The sequence below is a fragment of the Streptomyces sp. NPDC058145 genome (assembly GCF_042884245.1).
Classification (GTDB): Bacteria; Actinomycetota; Actinomycetes; order Streptomycetales; family Streptomycetaceae; genus Streptomyces.
The window spans coordinates 124,740-145,631 of sequence record NZ_JBHVUH010000008.1 but is presented as its reverse complement, the minus strand read 5'-3'; the positions used below and the strand labels follow the sequence as shown (position 1 = coordinate 145,631).

The window sequence follows — 20,892 nt, the reverse complement described above, 5'->3', positions numbered from 1 at the left end:
GTCCCCCTCAGCCCTTGGCCACGGCACGCAGCCGGTCCACCACGTCCGTGCGCAGCTCGGCCGGCTCCACGACCACCACGTCCGGCCCGAACTCCACCAGCCAGGCGTCCAATCCGTGCCCGTACGGAATTTCCAACTCGTCCCAGCCGTCGCCGAGTTCCCGGACCGCGGTGGCCTTCGCCCGAAGGGGGTAACCGGAGCCGGAGCGCAGCCGGATCAGCGCCGAGCGGTCGGCGATCTCGCCGGCCCAGCTCGCGACGGTCTCGCGCACGGTGACCACGTCGGGCACGGGCGCGGTCAAGCCGGTACCGCGGGAGCGCACCCGGCCGGTGATCCGGGAGAGCCGGAAGACGCGTTCGGCGCCCCGGTCCCGGTCGAAGCCCGCCAGGTACCAGTGGCCGCGCCAGCACTCCAGCGCCCAGGGCTCGACGTGCCTGGGCTCGGGACGGGCGGCGGAGGCCTTGCGGTAGTCGAAGACCACGGGGCGGCGGTCGCGGCAGGCCAGCATCAGCGGTTCGAAGGCGGCCTCGTGCACCGGGATGCGCGGCTCCAGGGCGCCGTGCGCCTCGTAGGGGTCGACGTCCTCCGGAAGGCCGGCGGCGCGCAGCTTCTGCAGGGCACCGCTGGCCGCGCCGGCCAGGCGGGCCTGCTGCCAGACCTTGGCCGCGAGGCCCAGGGCGGCGGCCTCCTCGGCGTCCAGGGTGATGGCGGGCAGGCGGTTGCTGTCGCGGCGGGCGAGGTAGCCGACCTCGCCGTCGATGTTCTCCACGGTCTCGATGACCAGGCCCAGCTCGCGCAGGTCGTCCTTGTCCCGCTCGAACATGCGGTTGAAGGAGTCGTCGCTGCCCGCCGCGCCCCGCTCCGGCCTGGACGCCTCGACGTACGCCTCGATGGAGTCGCGCAGCTCGCGCTTGCTGAGCGGCCGGCGGGTGCCGAGCAGGCACAGCGCGAGGTTCATCAGCCGCTCGGCCTTGGCAATGGCCATCGACGCCCTTCGCCTTTCCTATGGTGCTTCCGACCGATGACCGTACCGCCCCGGGGTGTCGGGGCAAAGCCGGAGCGGGGAAGCGGAGACGTCCTGAACAGCGGCGGTCACGCGAGGAGGGCCCGTGCGGACAGCACGGGCCCTCCTTCGACCAGGTTCGGTCAGCGCTTGGCAACGCCCACGAGGTCGCAGACGAAGATCAGCGTCTCGCCCGGGGCGATCCGGCCGCCACCGGCGCCGCGGTCGCCGTACGCGAGGTGCGCGGGGATGGTCAGCTGGCGGCGGCCGCCGGCCTTCATGCCCTGGACGCCCTTGTCCCAGCCCTGGATGACCTGGCCGACGCCGAGCTGGAAGTCCAGCGGGGTGCCGCGGTTCCAGGAGGCGTCGAACTCCTCGCCGGAGGAGAAGGCGACGCCCACGTAGTGGACCTTGACGATGTCGCCCGCTTCCGCGACCTCGCCGTCCCCTTCCCAGATGTCCTTGATCTCGAGGTCCGCCGGCGGCTCGCCGCCCGGGAAGTCGATCTCGGGCTTCTCGATGCTCACGTCAAAAGCTCCTGCTTGTGTACGACACGAAACACGGACAGTCTGTCATCCCCGCTGGTCTGCCGCCTGCCACGGCGCCACGGCGGGGCCTGGTCACATCGCGGCGAGGATGTCCACCGAGAACACCAGCGTGGCGCCCTTCTTGATGCCGCTGCCGCTCGGCGGGGTGTCGCCGTAGCCCAGGTCAGGCGGTACGACGATCAGGACCCTGCTGCCCACCTTCTTGCCGGTCAGTCCCTGCGCCAGCCCCTTGACGACCTGCTGCATCTGCTCCAGCGAGAACTGGCTGAGCCGCCCGGAGTCGTACGTCTGCTGGAACGCCTTGTCGGTGCCCCAGACCACGCCCTTGAACTGGCACAGCACCGCCTGGTTCGCCTGGACCTCGGGGCCCTCTCCCTCCAGGACGTAGGCGGAGGCCAGCTTCTTCGGCGGGGTGCTCTGCTTGGCCGGCTTGATCTCGGGCGCCTTGCCGTCGGTGTTGGTGCCGACCGTCGGCAGCGCGGGGTCGTCCTGCGGGACCGGCTTGCCGTGGGCGGAGCTCTTGGAGTTGAAGGAGTCGACCACGTCGATGACGAAGACCAGGGTGTCGGTGCCCTTGATGCCCGCCTGCGCGTTGCCCGACTTGCCGTAGCCCCAGGTGGGCGGGACGGCGATGAGCACGCGGCTGCCGGTCTTCTTGCCCTGCAGGGCATACCGCCAGCCGTCGATGAGGTTGCCCTGGGCGAGCTGCATGACCAGCGGGCGGTGGCGGTCGTAGGAGTTGTCGAAGACCTTCGCGGTGCTCCAGATCTGGCCCAGGTAGTTCGCCTCGATGAAGTCGTTCTCCGCGACCGTGCGTCCGCTGCCCGCGATGACCGTCTTGACCGCGAGATCCTCCGACGGGTCGCCCGGCCCCTTGGCGACGGTCGGCTTCTCGCCGAACTTCGTGCCCGCCGTGATCGCCGGCAGCGGCCCGTCCACGATCTTGGGCGGGGGTACGGAGGACGCCGAGCCCGACGGTGTCGGTGACGCGCCGGCCTTGCTGGACTTGGACTTGTCGTCGCCGCATCCGGCGAGCGTGACCAGTCCTGCGGGTACGGCTGCGAGGAGGAGTGAGCGTCGGCGCACGGGAAGGGCCTCGTAATCGGTCGATCTTGCGGATTGGCGTGCGCGCAACTCTACGACGCGAGGCGGGCGCCGTACGGAAAACGTACGGCGCCCGTGTGGCGTTCCGGCACTTGGGCTCGGTGACGCTCGACTCGCGTGCGGTGTCACATTCCGGCGATGAGCTTCTCCACGCGGTCGTCCACCGAACGGAACGGGTCCTTGCACAACACCGTGCGCTGTGCCTGGTCGTTGAGCTTGAGGTGCACCCAGTCGACGGTGAAGTCGCGACGCTGTTCCTGTGCCCGGCGGATGAAGTCGCCGCGCAGCCGGGCCCGAGTGGTCTGCGGGGGGACCGATTTGCCCTCGAAGATCTTCAAGTCGTTGCAGATCCGGGTGGCTTGGCCCTTCTTCTCCAGCAGGTAGTAAAGACCCCGGCGACGGTGGATGTCGTGGTAGGCGAGGTCTATCTGGGCGACCCGCGGGTGCGACATGGTCATGTTGTGCTTGGCCCGGTACCGCTCGATGAGCTTGTACTTCATGACCCAGTCGATCTCGGTGCCGATGCGGTCCAGTTCCTCGGTCTCGATGGCGTCGAGAGTGCGGCCCCACAGCTCCAGGACCTGCGCGACCGTGCCGGTGCGGATGCCGCGGCGGTCGCAGAAGTCGACGGCCTTGTCGAAGTACTCGCGCTGCACCTCCAGCGCGGAGGCCTCCCGGCCGCTGGCCAGGCGCACCTTGCGCCGGCCGGTGATGTCGTGGCTGACCTCGCGGATCGCCCGGATCGGGTTCTCCAGGGTGAGGTCGCGCATCACGGTGCCCGCCTCGATCATGCGCAGCACCAGGTCGGTCGCGCCGACCTTGAGCAGCATGGTCGTCTCGGACATGTTCGAGTCGCCGACGATGACGTGCAGCCGGCGGTAGCGCTCGGCGTCCGCGTGCGGTTCGTCGCGGGTGTTGATGATGGGCCTGGAGCGGGTCGTCGCCGAGGAGACTCCCTCCCAGATGTGCTCGGCACGCTGGCTGACGCAGTACACCGCTCCGCGCGGGGTCTGCAAAACCTTGCCCGCGCCGCACAGCAGCTGCCTGGTCACCAGGAACGGGATGAGGATGTCCGCGAGCCGGGAGAACTCCCCGTGCCGGGCCACCAGATAGTTCTCGTGGCAGCCGTAGGAGTTGCCCGCCGAGTCGGTGTTGTTCTTGAAGAGGTAGACGTCGCCCGCGATTCCCTCCTCGTGCAGGCGTCGTTCCGCGTCCACCAGGAGTCCTTCGAGAATGCGCTCGCCGGCTTTGTCGTGGGTGACCAGTTCGGTCACGTTGTCACATTCGGGTGTGGCGTATTCCGGATGTGACCCCACGTCCAGATAGAGCCGGGCGCCGTTTCGCAGAAAGACATTGCTGCTGCGGCCCCATGACACGACACGGCGGAAGAGGTACCGCGCCACCTCGTCAGGAGACAGGCGGCGCTGTCCCCTGAACGTGCACGTGACGCCGTACTCGTTCTCCAGCCCGAAAATGCGGCGGTCCATGACTGAACATTACGCCCGATCCCCCGAGCTGAAACGGGGTTCGGCAGCACGATTTGGATCATTTTCCGATGAAGCCGCAACAACCCCGCTCCGCGCGGGAGCTGCGAGGACCCGCCCGGTGGCGAGCAGGACCAGCAGGGACACGGCTCCCGCGGCGCCGGGGACGGCGTATCCCCACAGCGGGCCGCCGGCCTGGACCACCGGGCCCGCCAGGCCCGTTCCCACCGAGGCTCCCACGGTGAACGTCGTCACCAGCCAGGAGAACGCCTCGGTGACGGTGCCGCTCGGCGCGTGCCGGTCGACGATGATGAACGCGCAGGCGATGCAGGGGGCGAGGAACACCCCGGAGACCAGGCTGAGCAGCACCATGGCGGCCGCGCCCGGCATCAGCATCAGCGGCAGGTAACAGACCGCCAGAAGGGCTACGAGAACCCGCAGTCGCCGCTCGGGCGCGCCGCTCCAGGCGCGCGCGCCGTACACGGTGCCGCCGATGAGCGCCCCGAGGCCGAGAGCGGCCATCAGCCAGCCGTAGACCGCGTCGCCGCCGTGCTCGTCGGCGTACGGCACCGAGGCCACGGTGATGGAGCCGAGCGCGATGCCGACGAACAGGAAGGCGCCGAGCAGCACGAGCAGGCCGGGCGAGCGCAGGGCGCCCAGCCAGTGCGCGTCGCGCGGCGCCGAGCGCCACGCGCGCGAGGGCGGCGAGAGGACCACCGAGAGCGCGCCGAGGACACCGACGGCGTTCAGCACCAGCAGCGCCGCCCGCTCCGACCAGAGCGACACGCACAGCGTCACCAGCAACGGGCCCACGGTGAACATGACTTCCTGGGCGACGGCGTCCATGGCGTACGCGGTGTGCACCTGCTCCTCGCGGCGCAGCACGGAGGGCCACAGGGCCCGCAGACCGCCCTCGAGCGGCGGGGTGAACAGGCCGGCGGCGGCCACGGCGGCGCAGGCGAGGAGCAGCGGGTCGGTGCCGGAGAACGCGAAGACGGCCATCGCCAGCGCCGACAGGACGGCCGCGGGCAACTGGACGCGCGGCTGGCCGTGCAGGTCCACCAGGCGGCCCAGCACGGGCTGGCCGACGGCGTTGGCGACGCCGTACACGGCCGCGAGGGCGCCCGCCAGGCCGTACGTGCCGCCCTCGGCGCGGACGAACAGCACCAGCGCGATCGCGGCGGTCGCGTTGGGCAGCCGGCCCACCAGGGTGCCGGTCAGCAGCCGGGCCGCGTGTCTCGCCCTGAGGATCTCCAGGTATCCCGCGGCCATGTCCCGCCTCCAAGTGTTACGTATAACCCCGCCTGTCATACGTACCATGTGCGCTGTTCACCCGTCCAGACGACCGGACGTGAGCCGGCGGGCCGCGGAGCCCGGAGGCGAACGACCGCCAGAACAGGAGCAGCCCCGCGGTGGCACCCAGCAGCGCCCGCCCGACCAGCCGTGACGTCGCACAGGCGGCCGGGGTCTCCCAGGCGGCCGTCTCCCTCGTGCTCGGCGACAAATGGCGCGGCCGGGTCTCCGCGGCCACCGCCGACCGGGTCCGGGAAGCCGCCCGCGACCTCGGCTACCGGCCCAACCTCGCCGCCCGAAACCTGCGCCTCGGCCGCACCCGTACCGTCCTGCTCGTCGTCCCCGCGCTCACCACCGAGTTCTTCGCGGGCGTCTACACCGGCGCCGCGCGCGTCGCCGCCCGGCACGGCTTGGGCGTCGTGCTGTACCCCTCCCCCGAGGGCATCGGCCCCGCCCGCGACCCCTTCGCCTCCGCACAGTCCGCCCTGGACGGCGTCATCGCCTCCTCCATGGCCGCCGACGCCCTCACCGCCATCCGCGGCGACCAGCTCCCCCTCGTCATGCTCGACAGCGACCCGGACGGCAGCCTCGGCGCCGCCACCGTGAACCTCGACATCGCCGACGGCGTACGGCAGGTCGCCGAACACCTGCTGGCCCTCGGCCACCGCCACTTCCTGCACCTCGCCGCCGACGTGCCTTCCTGGACCTTCGAGATGCGCGCCCGGGAACTCGCCGCCCGCCTCGCCGCCGTACCCGGCACGGAGATCCGGACCGCCCCCGCACCGATCTCCATCGACGGCGCCCGCACCGCCACCGAGGCCGCGCTGGCCGCCTCCGGCCCCCGTCCGACCGCCGTGGTGTGCGACGACGACAAACTGGCCGCCGGGGCCTACAAGGCCCTGCGCCGCCTGGGCCTGCGCGTCCCCGACGACGTGTCCGTCACCGGCCTGGACGACCTGGCCCTCGCCACCGCGCTCGACCCCGAACTCACCACCGTCCGGCTCGACGCCGAACTGTTCGGGCAACGCGGCATGGAAGCCCTGCTCGCCGTCCTGGACGGCCGGGAACCGCCCGGCGGGGACATCCCCGTCGAACTCGTCGTACGCGGCTCCACGGCCCCGGCAGCACCCCACCGGGCCTAGGGCCTGTCGTCAAATTCCCGTCTGCCCCGCGACGCCTGGCACGCTCCCCCAGAGGGGGCACCCCCACTCGCCGCGCCGGGCGAAAGCCCAAGTACGTCCAGTACGAGGACTTCCGCCCGGCACGCCGAGAGCACGCACCAGACGCCGCAGGGCCGCCCTTCGGGCGACGACGGGAATTTGACGACAGGCCCTAGCGCGGCTCCACGGCCCCCGGCAACACCCCACCCGGCCCTGGCACGCCTGCACGGCCCGCCGTACCGCCCTGCCGACCCCAACGCGGCCTCACGAGCCCCGCACCGCCCCGCCGACCCGAGCGTGGGTTCGCCACCCCGCACCCACCCCGCCGATCCCAACGCGTGCCCCACAGCCCCGCACCACCCACCGCCCCGCCAGGCCCTAGCCGGCGGTGGGCAGCAGACGGGTCACCGTCTCCTCCAGCCGTGGCAGCACCCGCTGCCCCGCCAGCGCCACCGCGATGCCCGCCACCACTCCGGCCCAGCCCACCGGCCCCAGCGGGGTGCAGCCGACCGCCCGGCTCACCACCGGCACCTGGATCAGGGCGACCAGGGCCGCCGCCGAACCCAGCGACGTCACCCGCACCAGCGGGCTGTCCCGGCGGTCCAGCAACGTCTGCGCCAGCTGGGTGCCGACCACCCCGCAGAGCGCCATCGTGCTCGAACGGCGTGCCGTACCCGGCGTGAAACGGCCGATCAGCCACGCCGTCATCGCCCCCAGGCACGTGGTCAGCGCCCGATGCCGGATCAGACGGATCAACGGCTCCCCCAGCACGCCGCCCGCCGCGTCCTCCGGCGACCGCGGCCCCGACCGCTCCGCGGCCTCCGCCCCGGCCTTCGGCGTCACCGCCACCGCCATCGCCGGGAACAGATCCGTGAACAGGTTCACCAGCAGCATCTGCCGCGTCGACAACGGCGCCCGGCCCGACACCAGCGTGCCCAGCAGACCGAAACCCACCTCACCGGCGTTGCCGCCGATCAGGATCGCGATCGCGTCGGCCACGCTGTGCCACAGCGCACGCCCCTCGACGACCGCGTCGATCAGCACCGTCAGATCGTCGTCCGTCAGCACGATGTCCGCGGCGTTGCGCGCCGCCGCCGAACCCCGGGTGTTGATCCCCACACCGATGTCGGCCGCCCGGATCGCCGCCGCGTCGTTGGCACCGTCACCCACCATCCCCACCACCCGGCCCGCATCCCGCAACGCCTCCACCACCTGGAGCTTCTGCTCCGGAGCCACCCGTGCCACCACACCCGCGTCCCGCAGCATCCGGGCCCGCCCCGAACGGTCCGCCGCACCCAGCTCGTCCCCCGTCACCACCACCGGTTCCTCCGGCCACCCCAGCTCCCGGGCGATCGCCCGGGCCGTCTGCGGATGGTCCCCGGTCAGCATCACCGGCCGCACCCCGGCCTCGTACAGACCCCGCACCAACGCCGTCGACGTCCCCCGCGGCACATCCGAGAGCGCCAGCAGACCCGTGAAACCCAGCTCCCGCAGCGGCTCCTCGAGCACCCCGGCCGCCTCCTCGCCCTCCGCCAGCCGGCGTTCGGCCACCGCCAGCACCCGCAGCCCGTCACCCGCCAGCACATGCGCACCCTCCCAGGCGTGCGACGGCAGATCCCGGCAGGCCGGGAGCACCGTCTCCGGAGCCCCCTTCACCACCAGCACCCGCGCCCCGTCGCCCGTCCGGCCGACCGCCGCCGCATACCCGCGAGCGGCCTCGAACAGCCGCCCCTCCAACTGGGTCCACCCCGGATCGTCCCCGGCCGCGTCCAGCACCGCCTCGTCCGTCGCGTGCACCGGCCGCTCCGACCCCCCGTTCAGCCGCGGACACGCACGCGCCGCCGACCGCACCGTCTCCGCCGCCGCCACCTCGTCCGCGGCGCACACCCGACCCCCGGCGTCCCACACCCGCACCAGCCGCAGCCGGTTCTCCGTCAGCGTGCCCGTCTTGTCGAAACAGACGGTGTCCATCCGCCCCAGCGCCTCCAGCGTGCGCGGCGTACGCACCAGCACCCCGTCACGGCTCAGCCGCCGCGCCGCCGCCAACTGCGCCACCGTCGCCACCAGCGGCAACCCCTCCGGCACCGCCGCCACGGCGACCGCCACCCCGCCACTGACCGCATCCCGGACCGGCGTCCCCCGCAGCAACGCCAGACCCGTCACCGCCGCCCCGCCCCCCAGCGTCCAGGGCAGCGCCTGGCGCGTCAGCGCCTGCAGCCTCGCCTGCACCCCGCCCGCCGGCGGCGTACGAGCGGCCAGATGAACCGCCCGCGCCGCCTCCGTACGGTCACCGGTGTCCACCACCACGGCCCGGGCCGTCCCCGCCACCACCGTCGTCCCCTCGAACACCATGCACCGCCGGTCGGCCACCACCGCGTGCGGCGTCCGGTCCGTCTGCTTCTGGACCGGCAGCGACTCCCCCGTCAACGCCGACTCGTCGACCTCCAGACCCTCCTCCCACAACAACCGGGCATCCGCCGGCACCACGTCGTCCCCGGCCAGTTCGATCACATCCCCGGGCCGCAGCCCACCCGCGTCCACCGTGCGCGTACCACCCGCCGGCGCCTCCTCGTCCGACGGCGCCACCCGCGCCTTCCGCTGCTGATCCGCCAGCAGCCCCGACAACGCCCGCTCCGCACGCAACCGCTGCACACCACCCACCAGCGCGTTCAGATCCAGCGCCCCCACCACCAGCAGCGCGTCCACCACCGAACCCAAAATCGCCGACGCCGCCGAACCCACCGCCAGCACCGGGGTCAGCGGATCATGCAGCTCACCGCTGACCGCCCGGCCCAGCCGCACACTCCAGCGCACCGGACCCACCGCCGGATGCCCGGCCACCGCACCCGCGGCCCCACGCACCCCGGCCGTCACCCGGCCCAGCCCGCTCACCTCGGCAGCCGGCTCCCGGCCCAGCCGCTCCCGCGCCTCCTCCGCGTCCAGCTCATGCCAGTGCACCCGCGGACGCGGACGCGGAGCCGAAGCCGCCGCCACCGCCAGCCCAGCCCGCACCCCCGAGAACAGCGCACCCGCCGCCGCCACGTCCACCGGCACATGCCGCATCCCCGGCAGCACCGCCAGCCGCCCACGCCCACCCCTGGACTCCCCCACCGCCACCAACAGCCCCGAAAGCGCGGCACCCGACCGCGCCAGCGTCTGCGACCGACCACTCACCGCACGCGCCGCCGGAACCGCCGTCAGCACCCGCCACACATCCGGCAGACCACGCCGGGCCAGCACATCCGCACCCCACACCACCGCGCCGTCCCCGTCCACCAGGGCCACCGCCAGATCACCGGCCCGCAACCCCGCAAGCACCTCACCGTCGTCCGCCGAACCCAGCCGGGCGACCGTGATCACGGTCCCCCCGTCACCGCGCATCTCGCACACCACGTCGTCCAGCGGCCGCCGCGCGTCCACCACCACATCCGCCAGACCCGCGAAATCCTCCAGCACCGGGTCGTCCACCACCACGACCCGCAGCCCCGCCCGCCGCGCCGCGTCCAGCACCGGCTCCGTCCACGGATCCACCGAGCCGTCCGCCGCACGCAGCGCACTCGGATGCAGCACCACCGTCCCTGCCAGCTCCAGCTGCCACAACCGCTCCGGCGCCCGCACCAGCGCCCCCACCCGCGCCAGCGCACCACCCAGCACGGCATGGAAAACCGCCGGACCGTACCGCGCCGCCTTCGGCGAACCGGCGAGCACCGCCTCCGCCGCCTCCGCACCGTCATGCTTCACCAGCAACGTCGCCAGCGCGCCGATCACACTTCCCGCCGCCGCATGGGCCGCGTACTCCTGCGCCGGAGTCGCCCGCAACGGCGGCCGCTCCCACCCCCGGCCACCCACACTCACCCGCTCCGGAGCACACAACTCGTCATGCACCGTGTCGAACGCGGCAGCCTGCGCCACCGCCTCCGCCAGCTGACACCCCCGCAACGCCCCGTCCAGCACCAGCGAAGCCGGACTCTGCCCCGCCCCGTGCGCCACCGCGTTCGCACCCGCCAGCACCAGATCCATGCCCGGCCCGCCCAGCCGCCGGCGCAACACCGCACGCACCCGAGGGTTCTCCCGCAGAAGCGTGACCGCCGCCGTCACCGTCCGGGGCGACGGCGGCAACCGCCACGCATACGCCGCCAACGCCGCACCCGCACCCACCACGTCGGCCGCGAGCGCCGCCGCCGCGACCCGCACCGCCACCGGATCCGCCGGATGCGACAACTCCTCCGGATCGCCACCCAGCTCCAGACCATGGCGCGCCGCCACATCCGCCACATGGTCAAGCACCCGGTCCGTCAGCCCGTCCTCGACCGCCGTCACCACCAACCGGGCCAACCCCCCGTCCCAGTAGGCCAGCAGCACATCAGGGTGCTCCGCCACCGCGGCGGCCACCCGACGCCCCAGACGCTCCGTGCCGTGCCGTGCCGCCTCCTCATCCGCCGGCCGCAACGCCACATGCTGCCGGGCACCCGCACGCCACCGTCCCGCACCACCCGGCAGCGCGTTACCCGCGACCCGGGCCACCCGCACCGCGGCGTCCGCGCCACGCACCCCGGCACGCGCCGTACCCGCCACCGCCCCCGCCGCCGCACCCACCACCGGAACGGCCACCCGCGCCAGCAACCGCGGCGCCGCCGGCACCAGCCGGGCGGCGGCCGACGGAACCGTCAGCAAGGAGAACACCATCGGACGTCCTCAGCGCGTCGTACGGCCCGGCCGCGCCGTGGGCCCAAGACGCCCACCATGCGCGCCATGCCCACTGTGCGCGGCAGAGCCGCCGTGCTCACCGGACCCACCGTGCCGCTGCCCCGGCCGCTCCACGGCCGGCGCCGTCCGATGCGTCGCCGCCCACGCCATCGCCTCGTCGTCCGGCTCGGCCCCCACCGGCTCGTCCGGCACGTCCACCACGTCCGCACGCTCCACCGGCTCACCGTCCTCCACCGGCGCACCGAGTCGCCCCACCCCGGCCTCCGCCCGGCCAGCGGCCCCGACGCCGGGCCGCGGCTGGGTCAGCCACGCCACCGCCGCGCCCGTCAACGCCACCGGCCACTCCACCACCCCCGCCACCCCCAGCACCCCGGCCCCCGTGTACACCGCCAGCCGCCGGCTCCTCGGCGACACCGCGCCCACCTTGTTCAGCGTGCCCTCCGCGACCCTGCTCACCATCCCGGCACCGGGCAACCGCCCCAGCACCGAGGCCGCGCCCCGCACCGGTGCGGTGAGCACCGAGGACGACCTCTGCTCCGCCATGACTCCTCCACCTCCGCACAGTCCTGCCGTGCCCCTCCGAGTTCCCCGACACGGCCGGTCATCCCACAGGTCAGCGGCGAACACCGCCCACACCTCCAGGTTCCGGTTCCCCGGCGCGAGCCGCACGCGGAACAGCCCCCGGCCGACCGCGGAACGCACCGTGCCCCGGCCGAAACGGCCGGGGCACGACAGGGGTGAAGGTCGCGGCGAAGCCGCCGCGGACGGGCCTACTCCTCTTCCTCCTCGGAGCTCTCCGCCTCCGTGGCCGCACCGTCCGCCTCCAGAAGGCGCGACAGCTGACGGCCCACGATCCGCCTGAACTTGCGCGCCTGCGGACGCGTACGATCCAGCAGCGCGACCTCCAGACGCTCCGCCGGAATCTCCCGCTCACTGCCATTGGTGTCACGGGACAGCGCCTGCACGGCCAGCTTCAACGCCTCGGCCAACGACATGCCGTCACGATGACGCTGATCCAGGAAACCGCTGATCTGCTCCGCGTTGCCACCCACCGCCACCGAGCCGTGCTCGTCCACGATGGAACCGTCATGCGGCAGCCGGTAGATCTGGTCACCCTCGGGCGTCGCCCCGACCTCGGCCACGACCAGCTCCACCTCGTACGGCTTCTCCGCCGCCGAAGAGAAGATCGTGCCCAGCGTCTGCGCGTACACGTTCGCCAGACCCCGGGCCGTCACATCGTCACGGTCATAGGTGTAGCCACGAAGATCCGCGTACCGCACACCACCGATCCGCAGATTCTCGTACTCGTTGTACTTGCCGGCGGCCGCGAAACCGATCCGGTCATAGATCTCGCTGAACTTGTGCAGCGCACGGGACGGATTCTCGCCGACGAACACGATGCCATCGGCATACTGCATGACCACCAGGCTGCGGCCACGCGCGATGCCCTTCCGGGCGTACTCCGCCCGGTCGGCCATCGCCTGCTGGGGTGAGACATAGAACGGCGTCGACACCGGTTATCCGTCCCTTTCTGTCATGGTCACTGGATCACCTCGAAAACAGCCGGCCCACACTCAGAGCAGAGCGGCCTTCGGACCGTCCGGCTCCTCCAGACGCCGCTGGAGCACCGCACGGGACAGCCCCGAGGCCTCGTCCTCGGTGAGCCGACGGAAACCGTCCTCGGTGATCACGGTGATGATCGGATAGATCCGGCGGGCGACATCGGGACCACCGGTCGCCGAGTCGTCGTCAGCCGCGTCGTACAGAGCCTGGACCACCAGCGTCGTGGCCTGCTCCTCGGACAGGTCCTCCCGGTACAGCTTCTTCATCGCACCACGCGCGAAGATCGAACCCGAACCCGTCGCCGCGAAGTTGTGCTCCTCGGAACGGCCGCCCGTCACGTCGTACGAGAAGATCCGCCCCCGCTCCCGGTCCACGTCGTACCCGGCGAACAGCGGCACCACGGCCAGCCCCTGCATCGCCATACCGAGGTTGGACCGGATCATCGTCGACAGCCGGTTCGCCTTGCCCTCCAGCGAGAGCTGCGCACCCTCGACCTTCTCGAAGTGCTCCAGCTCCAGCTGGAAGAGCTTCACCATCTCCACGGCGAGACCGGCGGTGCCGGCGATGCCGACGGCCGAGTACTCGTCCGCCGGGAACACCTTCTCGATGTCGCGCTGGGCGATCATGTTGCCCATGGTGGCCCGGCGGTCACCGGCGAGCACGACGCCTCCGGGGAACGTGACGGCGACGATCGTCGTCCCGTGCGGTGCCTCGATCACACCCTGGGTGGGCGGCAGCTGCCGCTTGCCGGGCAGCAGCTCCGGCTGGTGCTCGGAGAGGAAGTCCATGAAGGAGGAGGACCCAGGCGTCAGGAAGGCAGCTGGTAGACGCCCGGTGCTACGAGTGTTGGCTTCCACACGTTTCCTTCCACGTATGCTGCAGCCCGCCTTATGACCTCGGGCTGATCCTTGAACTGCCCCAGTGCGGCATTGCAGCTGAAGCACAGTACGCCACGGACCCTACCCGTCCCATGGCAGTGATCCACATGCATGGCCGGAGCGTCCAAACAGATCGCACAGAGCCCTCGCTGGGTGGCGACCATCGCATCACGCTCGGCCTCTGTGAGGCCATAGTTGCGCTTCAGGTGCTGTGCTCGTCCCTGCGCCGCCTTGCAGGCCTTGCAGAGGGTTGCCAAGCCGTCCGAGGCGCTGCGATTCCGCGTCCAGTCGCTGTGAGGCTTGATCTCACCGCACGTACGGCAGAACTTGTGCCCTGCCGGCACAGCGACCCTCGGCCGAACACCGCGCCCTTTGGCCACCTGACGCTGTTGGTGATACTCGGCGGCGCACTCTCTGCAGTAGGCCTGCAGCCCGTCACGCATCGCCTTGTTCTGCGCGAACGCTGCCCGCGGCTTGTGCTCCTTACACCGCGAGCAGCGCTTTACGCTTTCTTCGCTCCCCAACCTCGGCTCCCCCGCTACCTTCAATTCGAAGGAAAAATGGGGCTACTGTCCACCCTTTTGAACGAAGGACCGAACGAAATCCTCTGCGTTCTCCTCCAAGACATCGTCGATCTCGTCCAGGACGGAGTCCACGTCGTCGCTCAGCTTCTCGTGCCGCTCCTTGAGGTCCTCGGAGCCCTGCGCGTCCTGCGCCTGCTCCTCGACCTCCTCGGTGGAGCGCGTGGCCTTCTGCTGGCCGCCGCCGGTGTCCTTGGTTGCCATATCCCTCACCCCGCTCTGTTCGCCCGACATGGTCGACGGGTCGGCATTCCTGCCGATCGGTGATGATCAGACCCTACAAGCCCGGTCCGACATCGGCCCCGCAGTTTCGGCAACGTACGGGGGCCATCTCGATGATTCCCGGACGGTGGGGTTTCCACCCCGGCCGCCCGGGCGGGTCCGCGTACCCCGCGGATCCCGCTCAGCCGCCGGACAGGACCCTGACCAGGTCTTCCGCCGTGCGGCAACGGTCCAGCAGCTCCTTGACGTGATTTCGCGTTCCGCGAAGCGGTTCGAGGGTTGGAACGCGCTGCAGCGAATCCCGGCCCGGCAGGTCGAAGATGACCGAGTCCCAGCTCGCCGCGGCCACGTCGTCGGCGTACTGCTCGAGGCAGCGGCCGCGGAAGTAGGCGCGGGTGTCCTCCGGCGGCGTCGTGCGGGCCTTGTCGACCTCGGTCTCGTCCAGGAGGCGCTTCATGCGTCCGCGGGCCGCGAGACGGTTGTAGAGGCCCTTCTCGGCGCGTACGTCGGCGTACTGGAGGTCGAGGAGGTGGAGCTTGGCGGCGTCCCAGTCGAGGCCGTCGCGGCGGCGGTAGCCCTCCATGAGTTCGCGCTTGGCGACCCAGTCGAGTTCGCCGGCCAGGCTCATCGGGTCGTTCTCGAGCCGGTTGAGGGTGTCCTCCCAGCGGGAGAGGACGTCCATGGTCTGGTCGTCGGCGTCGGCTCCGAAGCGTTCCTCGACGTACTTGCGGGACAGCTCGTAGTACTCCATCTGCAGTTGGACCGCGGTGAGCGTGCGGCCGCTGCGGAGGGTGACGAGGCGCTTGAGGCCGGGGTCGTGGGAGACCTGGTGGAGGGTCCGTACGGGCTGGTCGACGGCCAGGTCGACCGCGATGAAGCCGTCCTCGATCATGGACAGGACCAGGGAGGTCGTGCCCAGCTTGAGGTAGGTGGAGATCTCGGAGAGGTTGGCGTCGCCGATGATGACGTGCAGGCGGCGGTACTTCTCCGCGTCGGCGTGCGGTTCGTCGCGGGTGTTGATGATGGGCCGCTTCAGCGTGGTCTCCAGGCCGACCTCGACCTCGAAGTAGTCGGCGCGTTGGCTGAGCTGGAAGCCGTGTTCGTGGCCGTCCTGGCCGATGCCGACGCGGCCGGCTCCGGTGAAGACCTGGCGGGAGACGAAGAAGGGCGTGAGGTGGCGCACGATGTCCGAGAACGGGGTTTCCCGCTTCATCAGGTAGTTCTCGTGCGTGCCGTAGGAGGCGCCCTTGTTGTCGGTGTTGTTCTTGTAGAGGTGGATGGGCTGGGCGCCGGGGAGCTGTGCGGCCCGTTCGGCCGCCTCGGCCATGATGCGTTCGCCGGCCTTGTCCCAGAGGACGGCGTCGCGTGGGTTGGTGACTTCGGGGGCGCTGTATTCGGGGTGGGCGTGGTCGACGTAGAGGCGCGCACCGTTGGTGAGGATGACGTTGGCGAGGCCGATGTCCTCGTCGGTGAGCTGGCTGGAGTCGGCGGCATCGCGGGCGAGGTCGAAGCCCCGGGCGTCCCGCAGCGGGTTTTCCTCCTCGAAGTCCCAGCGGGCCCGGCGGGCCCGGTGCATCGCCGCGGCGTACGCGTTGACGATCTGGGATGAGGTGAGCATGGCATTGGCGTTGGGGTGGCCGGGGACGGAGATCCCGTACTCCGTCTCGATGCCCATTACTCGCCGTACGGTCATGCGGCCCTCCTTGCCCGGCGGCACCCTCGGTCGTGGGTGCCGCTCGCGTACCGCCGGCGCTCCGGTGCGTGTGCGGTGCCCGTCCCAGCACTGTGCGACTCGGCGGTAGGAAAGAGCCTAGAACGCCTTTGCGCTGGTGGGGAGATCATTTGCGTCATTGGCTGCTCCGGTCGTGGCCTGAAAAGCAGTCGGCTGCGGGTACCCGTGGTGGGCACCCGCAGCCGCCCTGGTTTTACAGGTACTGACCGGTGTTCGCCACCGTGTCGATGGAGCGTCCGGTGTCGGCGCCCTGCTTTCCGGTGATGAGGGTGCGGATGTAGACGATCCGTTCGCCCTTCTTTCCGGAGATGCGGGCCCAGTCGTCCGGGTTGGTGGTGTTGGGCAGGTCCTCGTTCTCCTTGAACTCGTCCACGCAGGCCTGGAGGATGTGGGAGACGCGGAGGCCCTTCTGGCTCTTCTCGAGGAAGTCCTTGATCGCCATTTTCTTGGCGCGGCCGACGATGTTCTCGATCATGGCGCCGGAGTTGAAGTCCTTGAAATAGAGGACTTCCTTGTCGCCGTTGGCGTAGGTGACTTCCAGGAAGCGGTTCTCCTCGGTTTCGGCGTACATGTGCTCGACCGCCGTCTGGATCATGCTCTGGACGGTGGTGACCTTGTCGCCCTCGTGCTCTCCGAGGTCGTCCGCGTGGAGCGGGAGGCGCTCGGTGAGGTACTTGCCGAAGATGTCCTTGGCGGCCTCGGCGTCGGGCCGCTCGATCTTGATCTTCACGTCCAGGCGGCCGGGGCGCAGGATGGCGGGGTCGATCATGTCCTCGCGGTTGGAGGCGCCGATGACGACCACGTTCTGCAGGCCTTCCACGCCGTCGATCTCGGCGAGGAGCTGCGGGACGATGGTGTTCTCCACGTCGGAGCTGACGCCGGAGCCGCGGGTGCGGAAGAGGGATTCCATCTCGTCGAAGAAGACGATGACGGGGGTGCCCTCGCTGGCCTTCTCGCGGGCTCGCTGGAAGACGAGGCGGATCTGCCGCTCGGTTTCGCCGACGTACTTGTTGAGGAGCTCGGGGCCCTTGATGTTGAGGAAGAAGCTCTTGCCGGCGGCCTGTCCGGTGACCTCGGCCACCTTCTTGGCGAGCGAGTTGGCGACGGCCTTGGCGATGAGCGTCTTGCCGCATCCGGGCGGCCCGTAGAGCAGGACGCCCTTGGGCGGGCGCAGCTCGTGCTCCTTGAAGAGGTCGGGGTAGAGGTAGGGCAACTCGACGGCGTCGCGGATCGCCTCGATCTGGTTGCCGAGGCCGCCGATCTGTTCGTAGCCGATGTCGGGGACTTCTTCGAGGACGAGCTCCTCGACCTCGCTCTTGGGGACGACCTCGTAGACGTAGCCGGAGCGGGGTTCGAGCAGGAGGGCGTCGCCCGGGCGGATGGTGACGTCGAGGAGGGGTTCGGCGAGCCGTACCACTCGTTCTTCGTCGGTGTGCCCGAGGACGAGGGCGCGCTCGCCGTCCTCGAGGATCTCCTTGAGGGTGACGATGTCGCCGACGCGCTCGAACTCCATGACGTCGACCACGTTGAGCGCCTCGTTGAGCATGACCTCCTGGCCGCGCCTGAGGTCGTCGAGTTCGACGCTCGGGCTGACGTTCACGCGGAGCTTGCGGCCGCCGGTGAAGATGTCCGCGGTGCCGTCCTCGTTGGCCTGCAGGAAGACGCCGAAGCCGGCGGGCGGCTGGGCGAGCCGGTCGACCTCTTCCTTGAGGGCCACGATCTGGTCGCGGGCTTCGCGGAGTGTGTTGGCCAGGCGCTCGTTCTGGGCGGAGACGCCGGCCAGGTTGGTCTGCAACTCGACGATCCGCTCTTCGAGAATCCTCGTGTGCCGCGGAGAGTCGGCGAGCTTGCGTCGCAGGACGGCGATCTCCTGCTCAAGGTAGGCGATCTGCCCGGCGGGGTCGTCGGACCCTCGTCCCGGGCGGATGCCGCGGTTCATGTCGTCGTCGTGGGCTGCCACGGTCCTCACCTCCTCCAAGGGGAGCTGGACGCTTCCAGACCCTACCTGGGTGGGTGTCGATTGAAACCCCTAGATCACAAAGACTGTCAAGGTGTGTCGTCGGTCACCCGGTGCGCTCCCTCTCGCACGGAGGGGATACCCACTCAACGTGATTCGGAAGCCGCTTGTTCCTGGTCCGTGGTGGTCAATACCCGGCGTGAGTGGCCGGAGTTGTCCGTTCCGGGCCGGTCGGCCGGTTCCGGGGCATGCTTCGGTGCGCTCGTGCGGTCATCACGCAGAGCGACGGTTGGGTCGGTCGTGGTCATCGTCGGGGCGGCTGGAAGTGTTCGCCCGGTTCCGGGGCTCCCTTTCCCGGTCGGGCGCTCGTACCCGAGGGCCCGTCGAGGGAAACCCGATACCCGTGGAATCGGGAGGGTATGCGGGCGGGGGTAGGGTCGGGGTGTTCAACAGCCGCTGGTGCGGACCTCGCTGGCCGTCGGGCCGGGGGTGCCGTCCGGCGATTCGACGGCAGGAGAGGTGACCGTGCAGCAGGAGGCCCCGGACGGCGAGGCGCTGGAGGTCTGGATCGACCAGGCTCTGTGTACCGGCGACGGGATCTGCGCCCAGTACGCGCCCGAGGTGTTCGAGCTGGACATCGACGGGCTGGCCTACGTGAAGGGCGCGGACGACGAGCTGCTGCAGGCCGAGGGCGCCACGGTGCCGGTGCCGCTGCCGCTGCTCACGGATGTGGTGGACTCGGCGAAGGAGTGTCCCGGGGAGTGCATCCATGTGCGCCGGGTTCTGGACAAGGTCGAGGTCCACGGTCCGGACGCGGAGTGAGGCCCGGCCGGTGACCGGCTTTGGCGTGCGCGCGCGTGAGTCGTCTTCGGGCGGGTCGCGCGCGTGCGGCGTGTTCGGGTCAGGTGTGCGCGTGGGGGGTGCGGCCGGGGTGTGTCACACGCTGTGGGCCGCGGTGGGTGTGGAGCGGATGAACGCCTTTCCGTTCCAGTGCCAACTGGTGGGGGTTTTCAGGTCGGGGCAGCAACTGGGTATGTCGGCCGAGGAGTAGCCGAGCAGGGTGGCGGTGACGGTGCCGGCGTCGAAGGCGAAGTCGGTGACGGTGCGCCGGTCCTTGGGGTCGACGAGGGTGGCGACCACGCGGGCGGTGCCGCCGGCGGTGCCCCGGGTGAGGACGTAGACGCCGTCGGGCGGGGTGCCCATGGGGGCGTCGCAGTGCACGACCGCGACGGTTTCCGGTGCGCCGTCGCCGTCCAGGTCGCCGGTGACCTTCTTGACCACGACCGCTTTCACGGGCCCGCAGGTGAGCGGGAAGTGCACGCCGCTGGTGCCGGGTGGTGCGGCGGCCGCGGGGGCGGTCTTGGCCTCGGTGCTCGTGGTGGACTGGGCGGCCGTGGCCGATCCGGGCTGTACGGCGGAGGACAGGGCGACGACGCCGGCTATCGCGGTGGCGGTGGCGACCCAGTGGATGGGCCGGGTGTGCGTGTGGGCGAGCTCCGGAACGGCGGATGGCTGCACTAGGAGTGTCTCCTGTGAGGGCTGTGCCGGTGGGGGGGTGGCCAGCATGGTGCCACACGTCACAGTGCGTGGGAACGGCGGGGTCGGTACGGGATTCTCGCGGGCGAGGTGTACGCGCGCGGGGGGTCGTGCGCGACCTGGTGCCGTGTCAACGCGTGGGCGCCGTGGCCGGGTTCCCGGGTGTGGTGGGGAACTCGGCCACGGCGCCTTCGCGTTGTGCCCGTCGGGAGGGGCCGGTCAGCGGCCGGTGCCGCCGTCGGCGTTGGGGCCGGCGTAGTCCTCGCCGTAGGCGCCCTTGGCGGGGCGGCGGCGGCGCATGGGCGGCTCGACGCCGTCGGCGAGCCGGCGGGCGGTGAGCAGGAAGCCGGTGTGGCCGATCATCCGGTGGTCGGGCCGGACGGCGAGGCCTTCGATGTGCCAGTTGCGGATCATGGTCTCCCAGGCGGTCGGCTCGTTGAAGCAGCCGATCTCCCGGATGGACTCCACGGTCCGGGCGAGCTGGGTGGTGGTGGCCACGTAGCAGCACAGGATGCCGCCGGGGACGAGTGCCTTGGAGACGGCCTCCAGGCATTCCCACGGGGCGAGCATGTCGAGGATGACGCGGTCGACGTCGGTGTCGGACAGGTTGTCCTGGAGGTCGCCGACGGTGAGCTGCCAGGCGGGGTGGGAGCCGCCGAAGTAGCGCTCGACGTTCGCCTGCGCGATCTCGGCGAAGTCCTCGCGGCGCTCGTAGGAGTGCAGCATGCCCTGGTCGCCGATGGCGCGCAGCAGGAAGCTGCTGAGCGAGCCGGAGCCGACCCCGGCCTCGACGACGCGGGCGCCGGGGAAGATGTCGGCGAAGGCGAGGATCTGCCCCGCGTCCTTGGGGTAGACGACGGCTGCCCCGCGGGGCATGGACAGGACGTAGTCGGGGAGCAGGGGGCGCAGCGCGAGGTAGGCGACGTTGCCGGTGGTGCGGACAACACTGCCTTCGGGAGCGCCGATCAGTTCGTCGTGCGGGAAGGAGCCCTTGTGGGTGTGGAAGTTCTTCCCGGCTTCGAGCGTGAACGTGTAGTGGCGGCCCTTGGGGTCGGTCAGCTGAACCTGGTCCCCGACCTTGAAGGGCCCGCGCCTGCGGGCGGCACCGGTCGGTTCGGACATGT

Annotated in this window: 17 protein-coding genes; 2 read left to right on the top strand and 15 right to left on the bottom strand. The window is 71.0% G+C overall.

The window, feature by feature from the left end; all coding sequences use genetic code 11:
* Positions 1 to 7 precede the first annotated feature (7 nt).
* The 5 genes from ACFVVO_RS19585 to ACFVVO_RS19565 all read right to left on the bottom strand — a co-directional run bounded on the left by ACFVVO_RS19585 (position 8) and on the right by ACFVVO_RS19565 (position 5,411).
* Positions 8 to 985, bottom strand: a complete 978-nt coding sequence (locus ACFVVO_RS19585) for a helix-turn-helix transcriptional regulator (RefSeq protein ID WP_390056479.1) — start codon at positions 983 to 985, stop codon at positions 8 to 10.
* A 161-nt stretch (positions 986 to 1,146) separates the two neighbouring features.
* The gene (locus ACFVVO_RS19580; protein WP_390056477.1) at positions 1,147 to 1,530 is read right to left on the bottom strand and encodes an FKBP-type peptidyl-prolyl cis-trans isomerase; all 384 of its coding nucleotides are present in this window, start codon (positions 1,528 to 1,530) and stop codon (positions 1,147 to 1,149) included.
* Positions 1,531 to 1,623: 93 nt separating this feature from the next.
* On the bottom strand, positions 1,624 to 2,637 hold the full coding sequence (locus tag ACFVVO_RS19575; protein ID WP_390056475.1) for an FKBP-type peptidyl-prolyl cis-trans isomerase: 1,014 nt from the start codon (positions 2,635 to 2,637) through the stop codon (positions 1,624 to 1,626).
* 143 nt (positions 2,638 to 2,780) lie between these two features.
* Positions 2,781 to 4,142: a Pup--protein ligase gene (gene pafA, locus ACFVVO_RS19570; protein ID WP_020938995.1), complete on the bottom strand. Its 1,362-nt coding sequence runs from the start codon at positions 4,140 to 4,142 to the stop codon at positions 2,781 to 2,783.
* 9 nt (positions 4,143 to 4,151) lie between these two features.
* Positions 4,152 to 5,411 carry an MFS transporter gene (locus ACFVVO_RS19565; protein ID WP_390056474.1) on the bottom strand — a complete coding sequence of 420 codons (1,260 nt, stop codon included), beginning with the start codon at positions 5,409 to 5,411 and terminating at the stop codon, positions 4,152 to 4,154.
* A 140-nt stretch (positions 5,412 to 5,551) separates the two neighbouring features.
* On the opposite strand from ACFVVO_RS19565, the gene ACFVVO_RS19560 reads away from it, so the two are divergent.
* Complete coding sequence (locus tag ACFVVO_RS19560; RefSeq protein WP_390056472.1) at positions 5,552 to 6,574, top strand: LacI family DNA-binding transcriptional regulator; 1,023 nt, start codon at positions 5,552 to 5,554, stop codon at positions 6,572 to 6,574.
* Between the two features lie 396 nt (positions 6,575 to 6,970).
* Here the strand turns inward: ACFVVO_RS19560 and ACFVVO_RS19555 are convergent, their stop codons facing one another.
* The 8 genes from ACFVVO_RS19555 to arc all read right to left on the bottom strand — a co-directional run bounded on the left by ACFVVO_RS19555 (position 6,971) and on the right by arc (position 18,235).
* Positions 6,971 to 11,278 (bottom strand): HAD-IC family P-type ATPase, encoded by a 4,308-nt coding sequence (locus tag ACFVVO_RS19555; protein WP_390056470.1) that lies wholly within the window; start codon positions 11,276 to 11,278, stop codon positions 6,971 to 6,973.
* Positions 11,279 to 11,287: 9 nt separating this feature from the next.
* Entirely contained in the window at positions 11,288 to 11,842 is a 555-nt protein-coding gene (locus tag ACFVVO_RS19550; protein WP_390056468.1) for a hypothetical protein, read from the bottom strand.
* A gap of 227 nt (positions 11,843 to 12,069) precedes the next feature.
* On the bottom strand, positions 12,070 to 12,813 hold the full coding sequence (prcA, locus tag ACFVVO_RS19545) for a proteasome subunit alpha (protein ID WP_390056466.1): 744 nt from the start codon (positions 12,811 to 12,813) through the stop codon (positions 12,070 to 12,072).
* 60 nt (positions 12,814 to 12,873) lie between these two features.
* Positions 12,874 to 13,719, bottom strand: coding sequence for a proteasome subunit beta (gene prcB / locus ACFVVO_RS19540; protein WP_390056464.1), 846 nt, complete (start codon positions 13,717 to 13,719; stop codon positions 12,874 to 12,876).
* Positions 13,671 to 14,264, bottom strand: coding sequence for an endonuclease VII domain-containing protein (locus ACFVVO_RS19535; protein WP_390056462.1), 594 nt, complete (start codon positions 14,262 to 14,264; stop codon positions 13,671 to 13,673). The genes prcB and ACFVVO_RS19535 overlap by 49 nt, the downstream gene beginning before the upstream one ends.
* 42 nt (positions 14,265 to 14,306) lie before the next feature.
* Positions 14,307 to 14,525, bottom strand: coding sequence for a ubiquitin-like protein Pup (locus ACFVVO_RS19530; RefSeq protein ID WP_058079921.1), 219 nt, complete (start codon positions 14,523 to 14,525; stop codon positions 14,307 to 14,309).
* 199 nt (positions 14,526 to 14,724) lie between these two features.
* Positions 14,725 to 16,236 carry a depupylase/deamidase Dop gene (gene dop / locus ACFVVO_RS19525; RefSeq protein WP_390056460.1) on the bottom strand — a complete coding sequence of 504 codons (1,512 nt, stop codon included), beginning with the start codon at positions 16,234 to 16,236 and terminating at the stop codon, positions 14,725 to 14,727.
* A 232-nt stretch (positions 16,237 to 16,468) separates the two neighbouring features.
* Entirely contained in the window at positions 16,469 to 18,235 is a 1,767-nt protein-coding gene (arc, locus tag ACFVVO_RS19520; protein ID WP_390056458.1) for a proteasome ATPase, read from the bottom strand.
* 516 nt (positions 18,236 to 18,751) lie between these two features.
* Here arc and ACFVVO_RS19515 point away from each other — a divergent pair.
* The gene (locus tag ACFVVO_RS19515) at positions 18,752 to 19,054 is read left to right on the top strand and encodes a ferredoxin (protein WP_359547209.1); all 303 of its coding nucleotides are present in this window, start codon (positions 18,752 to 18,754) and stop codon (positions 19,052 to 19,054) included.
* A gap of 114 nt (positions 19,055 to 19,168) precedes the next feature.
* On the opposite strand, the gene ACFVVO_RS19510 is transcribed toward ACFVVO_RS19515, so the two are convergent.
* A complete protein-coding gene (locus ACFVVO_RS19510; protein WP_390056456.1) occupies positions 19,169 to 19,750 on the bottom strand; it encodes a hypothetical protein in 582 nt (193 codons plus the stop codon).
* Between the two features lie 237 nt (positions 19,751 to 19,987).
* Entirely contained in the window at positions 19,988 to 20,890 is a 903-nt protein-coding gene (locus ACFVVO_RS19505; RefSeq protein WP_189951268.1) for a tRNA (adenine-N1)-methyltransferase, read from the bottom strand.
* Between the last annotated feature and the right edge of the window lie 2 nt (positions 20,891 to 20,892).

Excerpts from the sequence above, each read along its gene's own strand:
- ACFVVO_RS19585 (WP_390056479.1), bottom strand. The coding sequence starts at position 985 with ATGGCCATTGCCAAGGCCGAGCGGCTGATGAACCTCGCGCTGTGCCTG.
- pafA (WP_020938995.1), bottom strand. The coding sequence starts at position 4,142 with ATGGACCGCCGCATTTTCGGGCTGGAGAACGAGTACGGCGTCACGTGC.
- ACFVVO_RS19565 (WP_390056474.1), bottom strand. The coding sequence starts at position 5,411 with ATGGCCGCGGGATACCTGGAGATCCTCAGGGCGAGACACGCGGCCCGG.
- ACFVVO_RS19555 (WP_390056470.1), bottom strand. The coding sequence starts at position 11,278 with ATGGTGTTCTCCTTGCTGACGGTTCCGTCGGCCGCCGCCCGGCTGGTG.
- ACFVVO_RS19550 (WP_390056468.1), bottom strand. The coding sequence starts at position 11,842 with ATGGCGGAGCAGAGGTCGTCCTCGGTGCTCACCGCACCGGTGCGGGGC.
- ACFVVO_RS19530 (WP_058079921.1), bottom strand. The coding sequence starts at position 14,525 with ATGGCAACCAAGGACACCGGCGGCGGCCAGCAGAAGGCCACGCGCTCC.
- dop (WP_390056460.1), bottom strand. The coding sequence starts at position 16,236 with ATGACCGTACGGCGAGTAATGGGCATCGAGACGGAGTACGGGATCTCC.
- ACFVVO_RS19505 (WP_189951268.1), bottom strand. The coding sequence starts at position 20,890 with ATGTCCGAACCGACCGGTGCCGCCCGCAGGCGCGGGCCCTTCAAGGTC.